The organism is uncultured Lactobacillus sp. (assembly GCF_945290125.1).
GTDB classification, from domain to species: Bacteria; Bacillota; Bacilli; order Lactobacillales; family Lactobacillaceae; genus Lactobacillus; species Lactobacillus rizhaonensis.
This window is the reverse complement of sequence record NZ_CALYQV010000078.1, coordinates 1-7,254: the sequence shown is the minus strand read 5'-3', so window position 1 is coordinate 7,254 and position 7,254 is coordinate 1. Positions and strand designations below refer to the sequence as shown.

The following is a 7,254-nucleotide window of genomic DNA, read 5'->3' as shown; positions in this document are numbered from 1 at the left end:
AGAAACAGCTAAAAAGGCCCAGCCGTTTTCAATATCTTCTTTAATTTGTGCTTTTGACGGATAATCTCCTTGCCACTGATCAACACCACGTTCAGCCAGCTGATTGGCTCCGTCTTTTAAAATAGCGATAATTCGGTCAAAATCGGCCATTGTTGCTCTTCTTAATTGCAAATTATTTTATTCTCCTTTTTTAAAAATACTGTATCATTATATATACTTGACTTTGTCTTGTAAAAAATTTGCACTCAAAAAGAGCATAAAAGTTTTCATATTTCAGAAATCGCTTTCAGTAAAATCCAAGTTTTGCGCAATAATTTATTTTAGTCATGAAAAAAGTGCCCTTAATAGTTGACTCTATTGTCTAACTATTAAGAACACTAAATTTCTAGCTTTTGGTGATTTTAAGCACCATGATATTTAACGAGTGAAAATACGTCAAGTCCTGGTAATTTTTCTTTTCCCTTCAAATCTGGTAATTCAATATAAAAAGCTGAACCCACTAATTCTCCACCAAGATTTTCAATTAATTCTTTACATGCCCTTAAAGTTCCTGCAGTAGCAAGTAAATCATCACAAACTACTACACGCTGACCAGGTTTAATGGCATCTTTATGAATTTCCAAGCTGTTTGAACCGTATTCCAGATCATATGAAGCCCTTTCGACTTCCCGCGGTAACTTGTGCGGCTTTCTAGCTGGAACAAAACCAATACCCAATTCTGTAGCTACAGGGCAGCCAACAATAAAGCCACGTGCCTCCGGACCAACAATTAAATCAGCATTTTTACTTTCAACGTATTCAGCTAACTTATGAGTAGCTGCTTGAAACAACTTGCCATCCTGTAGAACAGGGGTAATGTCACGAAAGATAATACCCTTATTAGGGAAATCCTTAACACTTGCAATATGTTTTTCAAAATCGTTTGCCATAAGAAGAAAAAACCTCCAAAACTTAACTTTCTTGCTAAAGCTTACTCGACCTTAATATTCTAACAGATTTTGAATTTAAAAGCATTAAATACGTGAGAAATTAATGTTGTTTTAATTGCTCATTCACGTACATTAATAATTTTTGACTTGGCATCTGTCTTAAATCAGTTATGAATTTAATTTGAGAATTAGTTGCCCTAAAATAATTAGAATCTGTTAATTTTCTTTTTATGGGATTCGCGACACCAAATATTCTGTCATCTTCTAATTTGATAAATTTTAGTTCAAAAAATACCCGCAAAATGAAAAGAATATTATCATAAGCGATTTGTAAAAATAAACCTACCGTGCGATAATCTGTGATAGCCAAACCAGGGTGAGAATACACGTATTTTAGCAGTCTCACAAAATCAACTTTTGGCGGAAGCCGCTTAACAGGCAATTGATCTATAATAAAGCGCAAATAAAGTTGTTCATAATTGTAAGTTAAAGCCAAATTAAGTTCCTGCTGATTACGGGGCACATCAAGAAAAGCAGCTACTTCACCCTCATTGTTATAATCATTTACCAAAGTAATTTTAGCCGGATCAATATCATATAAGCTAGAGGCAGTATTTTTATTTCTTTTATCAAAAATCAAATACCTATCCGCAAATCCCATTATGTATTTTTCATCACGCAGATCAATAACAGGTGCAGGAACTGCTAATTTTGGCGCAGCAAAAATAATGCCTTTTATTATTCCTTGCAGTTTTACCTGATTACGGTAACAATTTTCTTGCAGCTCAATAAATATTTGATCTACATAAGGTAAGAGTATCTTGGTCAAATATTTTTTATTGAAGCCGACAACATCAATGTTCCAATTATTTTTTCTAATATTTAACTTAATATGATTTTTTTCTTTTCCCATGTAAAAGTAGTTATTTATTGCGGGGTGCAATATGCTGAAAACAGGAGTCACATTATCGCTGCCAAAAGGCCCCGCCTTTTTAATGTCAGTAATTATTTTCAAGTCAAGATTAGAAAATGGTAATTCACAATCATAATAGCGAATATTTTGATTATAAATTCCTTTAAAACTTTTCTCGAAAGTGGCACGCAATGAAGATATCTTGTCTTCTGTCATTGACAGACCACAGGCAAAGTCATGACCGCCAAATTTGAGAAAAAGCTCATTCTTTAAAGGTTCTAAGGCATTAAAAAGATTAAAGCCATCAACAGACCTCCCAGAACCTTTTATGATTCCCTGGTCATTTTTAGTCAGTACTATAGTTGGTTTGTGAGTTTTTTCTACCAGTTTATTGGCGACTAATCCTAAAATTCCTTCATGAAACTTAGGATCATATAAAACTAATGTTTTATTTCTTTCCCAACCGCTATTTTTAATTTGACTGAGACAGGAGTTGTAAACTTTACTAGTTAAATTTTTGCGTTTATCGTTTAATTCTTCAATTTTATCTGCAATTTTTTCTGCTTCATCATCAGTTTCACACAAGAGAAGGTCCACGGCTAAACTGGCATTATCCAGTCTGCCAACTGCATTAAGTCTTGGCGCAATATTAAAGCCGACATCATTTTCGTCTATGTGTCCCATTTGCAAACTGGCTTTTTTTATTAGGGCTCTTAAACCTGGTCTCTCGATTTTATTGAGCATTTTGAGGCCTCGCTTGACGATAATGTGACCTTCTCCTGAGACTTTAACCATATCACCGATTGTCCCAATCATTGCCAGCTCCAGTAATTCTGGCATTGAATCTTGCATCAAAGCCCGGCTAATTGTATAGGCTACTCCAGCGCCACAGTAATCATCAAACGGATATTTTTGCCCAGGGTAATTACAATGAACTATGGCATAACTTTCAGGCACTTTATCTTGAAATTTATGGTGATCAGTAATTATTGTATCAACGCCCATACTTTTAGCATAGTCTACTTCTTCAACACCCGTAACACCATTATCAACAGTAATAATTAGTTTCGTTCCGTCTGCTGCAATTTTCTTGTATGCATCAAGATTTGGTCCGTAACCATCCTTAAAGCGATCAGGAATGAAAAAATGAACATCGGCTCCTAAAATTCCCAGTGTTTCCATCATGATACTGGTGGCAGTTATACCATCTGCGTCATAATCACCATAAATAGTAATTTTTTCACCTGCATCAATTGCCTGATTAATCCTTGTAACAGCTTTTTGCATATCATGCATTAAATAGGGATCTGCTAAATCTTCTTCAGTTGCATTAAACCAAAATGCAAGTTTTGCGTCAGTATTTATTCCGCGCAAAGAAAGCAGCTTAGCCGTAATCGGACTAAGCTGATACTTTTCAATTAATTCTGGAGCTAAATCTTCACCCTTACGCTCGCGCCATTCAATCATTAATTTAATTCAGCCTTTTTATTTTTCTACTATTTAGAATTTAAGTCATCATCATTCATTTTTAAAACTGCCATAAAAGCATCTTGAGGAATTTCAACGTGTCCCACAGCCTTCATCCGCTTTTTCCCCCTCTTTTGCTTTTCTAGTAATTTAGCTCTTCTATCAGGGTCACCTGTGTGAATCTTCCAAGTTACATCTTTACGGTAAGGCTTTACTGTTGCCCTAGAAATTATTTTGGCCCCAATTGCCCCTTGAATATCTACCTCAAAGTTTTGCCTTGGAATCAACTTCTTGAGCATTGAGGTCATTTGCCACGCTCTATTTTGCGCTTCATCACGATGAGCAATGAAACTAAGAGCATCAACAACTTGTTTATTCAACAGAATGTCAATTTTAACCAAATCAGTTGTACGGTAACCAGTAATTTCGTAATCAAGAGAAGCATAACCTTTAGTAGAAGACTTCAAATCGTCGAAAAAGTCATAAATAATTTCAGCCAATGGCATGTTATAGATAACATTAACACGATACTTGTCTAAATAATCCATTGTCACAAATTCACCACGTTTGCGCTGACAAAGTTCCATTACCGGACCGACAAAATCATTAGGAACCATTACTTCAGCCTTGACGAAAGGTTCTTGCACTTCTTTATATTCACCAGCTGAGGGCAAATCAGAGGGATTATCAATTACCTTTGTTGTACCATCATTCATAATGGCATGATAATCAACAGAAGGAGCGGTCATTATTAAATCTAGGTCAAATTCCTGCTCAAGTCTTTCTTGAACTACATCCATATGGAGCAAGCCTAAAAAGCCGCAACGAAAGCCAAAGCCCAGAGCAGTCGAAGTTTCGGGTTCAAATTCTAAAGCAGCATCATTTAGCTGCAATTTTTGCAAAGCTTCTTTAAGATCATCATATTTAGAGTTGTCAACTGGATACATACCGGAATATACCATTGGTGGTATTTGCCGATAGCCTGGTAATGGTTCAGCTGTGGGATGTTCCGCTTTAGTGATAGTATCACCGACACGAGTTTCACGAACAGATTTAATGTTGGCAGTTAGGTAGCCAACATCCCCAGCAATTAAAATATCTTTTTTAACTGGATGTGGACTGGAAACACCCACTTCAGTTACTTCATATTCTTTACCAGTATTCATGATTTTTATTTTATCGCCAGGCTTAACAGTGCCCTCTTCAATTCTGACAGAGAGAACTACTCCGCGATAGTCATCATATTTAGAATCGAAAATTAATGCTTTAAGTGGGTCTTGCAAATTACCTTGTGGTGCTGGAATATCTTTTACAATCCGTTCAAGTAGTTCTTTAATACCCTGACCTGTTTTACCAGAAACTTCAACAGCATCAGATGCATCTAGTCCCAACATTTCAGTAATTTCTTCTTTAGCCTGCTCCGGATTAGCAGATGGTAAATCAATCTTGTTTATTACAGGCAAGATTTCGAGATCATCATCAATTGCCAAGTATGTGTTTGCTAAAGTTTGAGCTTGCACACCTTGTGAAGCATCGACTACTAGCAGCGCACCTTCACATGCAGCCAAAGAACGTGAAACTTCGTATGAAAAGTCTACGTGTCCCGGTGTATCAATTAAGTGAAAAACATAATCCTCACCATCGTTGGCATGGTACTTAATTTCGACCGAGTTCATCTTAATGGTAATACCGCGTTGGCGCTCAAGCGGCATGTCGTCTAACATCTGATTCTTCAATTGGCGTTCAGATACTGTATCTGTCAACTCTAAAATGCGGTCCGCAATCGTTGATTTTCCATGATCAATATGAGCAACAATGGAAAAATTGCGAATGTGTTTTTGATAATCTTGTAATTTTTTTATATCCATAAATAATTTGCACCCTTTACTCTATCTTTATTATTATAGCAAATTCAACAGACTGTATAAAACTAAATAAGAAACATGCCAAAATTAAAGAGCTAATTCCTTGATATTTTAGGAATCAGCTCTTGTTCAAATTGCCAAAAATGTTAATAATACTTGACTATACCGTGTTTATCAGGTTTTCCATTTTTTGCAAAAAGTTCCATATACTTGTAAAATTCTTTTTTTGCCCATTGAGGTGCATCCGCCGATATAGTTATCCCGGTATCATTTTTATTCCAATATTTAAAACTCTTAGGATATTCTAACATTGCAATTTTTCTTCTTTTTTATCAAAAAGATCTAATCAGTTAAGTCATGATAACTTGATTATCACTGTAATTTTTCTTTTAGTCTTTCAAAAAAACCTTTTTCTTGCGGTGTTATTGACCCACCACCTGCTTTGACAAAATCAATTAGAGCCTGTTTTTGCTTCTCATTAATTGATTTTGGAATTTGAACTTGAACGGTGGTAATCTGATCGCCGTTACCGTTGCCACGCAAATACGGAACACCTTCACCGTGTATGGTAAATTCCTTATTTGGTTGAGTACCTGCAGGAATCTTTAGCTTCTTTTCGCCATGTACTGTTTTAACATTAATCTCATCGCCTAACGTTGCCTGAGCAAATGAAATTGGAACAGTCGTATAAATAGTTGTACCTTTACGCTCAAATTCCTTTGATGGTTTAATCCGATAGCTGATGTACAAATCACCGTAAGGCCCACCATTTTTACCTGCTTCGCCTTGACCTTCATAACGTAATTGCTGACCATTATCAATTCCTGCGGGAATATTGACTTCAATGGTATTCTTACCATCAATTACGCCGTTACCATGACAAGTCTGACAAGGATGTTCAATAATTACACCTTTTCCATGGCACTTGTCACAAACAGCTTGCTGTCGAATCACACCTATCAGAGATTTTTGAGTTATGGTCATATAGCCTGAGCCATGACATTTATCACAAGTTATAGGATGTGTACCTTTTTCAGCACCATTGCCCCCACAAGTTGGGCAGGTTTCACTACGAGTATACGAAACTTGTGTTTTCTTACCCGTAATTGCATCCATAAAATCAATAGACAACGTATAATCTAAGTCTTCACCGCGAGTTGGCGCCGTGGGATTTACATGATGTTGACTGGCACCAGAGGCACCACCGAAGAAATCATTAAATATATCGCCAAAATCACCGAAGCCACCAAAGTCACCGTATCCTTGACCAGCACCCCCGAAACCTCCTTGACCATTGACTCCGGCGGAACCAAATTGATCGTATTGGGCTCTTTTTTGCTTATCATGTAATACTTCATAGGCTTCGTTAACCTTTTTATATTTTTCCTCAGCACCAGGCTCATGGTTTAAATCGGGGTGATACTTCTTGGCAAGTTTTCGATAAGCAGAGGTAATTTCTTTATCACTGGCATTGCGATCTACTCCCAGCACTTCATAATAATCTTCTTGTGCCATCTATAAGCTCCTTAACCTTACAAAAGAAAAGAACTACTTTTCCTGGCAGTTCTTTTCTAATTTATTCAATTATAAACCCTTTACTTATCTGGGTCTACCTTATGGAATTCACCTTCACCCGCTGAACCATTATTACCATCTTGTGAACCAGGATTTTGTGGTCCAGCTTGTCCTTGTGCACCTTGAGCTCCACCATTAGCTTGGTACAATTTGACTGCTAAGTCTTGTGCAACCTTGGATAATTCATCTTTTTTAGCTTTCATTTCATCCAAATTGTTGTCTTTTTGAGCTTTCTTTAAAGCATCAAGTGCATCTTGAACCTTCTTAATATCATCATCGGAAACTTTGCCTTTGACATCTTTCAAGGTCTTTTCAGTGGAGAAGATTAATTGATCAACTTCATTACGTAAGTCAACTTCTTCTTTCTTCTTCTTATCCTCTTCAGCATGCTCTTCAGCTTCTTTTTGCATCTTCTTAATTTCTTCATCGGATAAGCCAGAAGAACTCTTGATAGTAATCTTTTGTTCTTTTCCAGTTCCCATATCTTTAGCAGAAACATTAACGA

6 protein-coding genes and 1 pseudogene are annotated in these 7,254 nt (G+C 36.5%); all 7 read right to left on the bottom strand.

The features are described 5' to 3' along the window. Nucleotides 1–171, bottom strand: a pseudogene (locus Q0K80_RS09465) (GNAT family N-acetyltransferase); the annotation flags it as partial. Between the two features lie 230 nt (nt 172–401). Beyond that, a complete protein-coding gene (locus tag Q0K80_RS09460) occupies nt 402–929 on the bottom strand; it encodes an adenine phosphoribosyltransferase (protein WP_294605744.1) in 528 nt (175 codons plus the stop codon). 100 nt (nt 930–1,029) lie between these two features. Then, nucleotides 1,030–3,306: a single-stranded-DNA-specific exonuclease RecJ gene (recJ, locus tag Q0K80_RS09455; protein WP_294605746.1), complete on the bottom strand. Its 2,277-nt coding sequence runs from the start codon at nt 3,304–3,306 to the stop codon at nt 1,030–1,032. Nucleotides 3,307–3,338: 32 nt separating this feature from the next. Beyond that, nucleotides 3,339–5,177, bottom strand: a complete 1,839-nt coding sequence (gene lepA / locus Q0K80_RS09450; RefSeq protein ID WP_294605742.1) for a translation elongation factor 4 — start codon at nt 5,175–5,177, stop codon at nt 3,339–3,341. Nucleotides 5,178–5,320: 143 nt separating this feature from the next. Next, a complete protein-coding gene (locus tag Q0K80_RS09445) occupies nt 5,321–5,485 on the bottom strand; it encodes a hypothetical protein (protein ID WP_294605740.1) in 165 nt (54 codons plus the stop codon). A 61-nt stretch (nt 5,486–5,546) separates the two neighbouring features. After that, nucleotides 5,547–6,689: a molecular chaperone DnaJ gene (gene dnaJ / locus Q0K80_RS09440; protein WP_294605738.1), complete on the bottom strand. Its 1,143-nt coding sequence runs from the start codon at nt 6,687–6,689 to the stop codon at nt 5,547–5,549. Nucleotides 6,690–6,769: 80 nt separating this feature from the next. Continuing rightward, nucleotides 6,770–7,254: Hsp70 family protein (locus tag Q0K80_RS09435; protein WP_294605735.1), on the bottom strand; the 485-nt coding region annotated here is incomplete at its 5' end.

Excerpts from the sequence above, each read along its gene's own strand:
- Q0K80_RS09460 (WP_294605744.1), bottom strand. The coding sequence starts at position 929 with ATGGCAAACGATTTTGAAAAACATATTGCAAGTGTTAAGGATTTCCCT.
- Q0K80_RS09445 (WP_294605740.1), bottom strand. The coding sequence starts at position 5,485 with ATGTTAGAATATCCTAAGAGTTTTAAATATTGGAATAAAAATGATACC.
- dnaJ (WP_294605738.1), bottom strand. The coding sequence starts at position 6,689 with ATGGCACAAGAAGATTATTATGAAGTGCTGGGAGTAGATCGCAATGCC.
- lepA (WP_294605742.1), bottom strand. The coding sequence starts at position 5,177 with ATGGATATAAAAAAATTACAAGATTATCAAAAACACATTCGCAATTTT.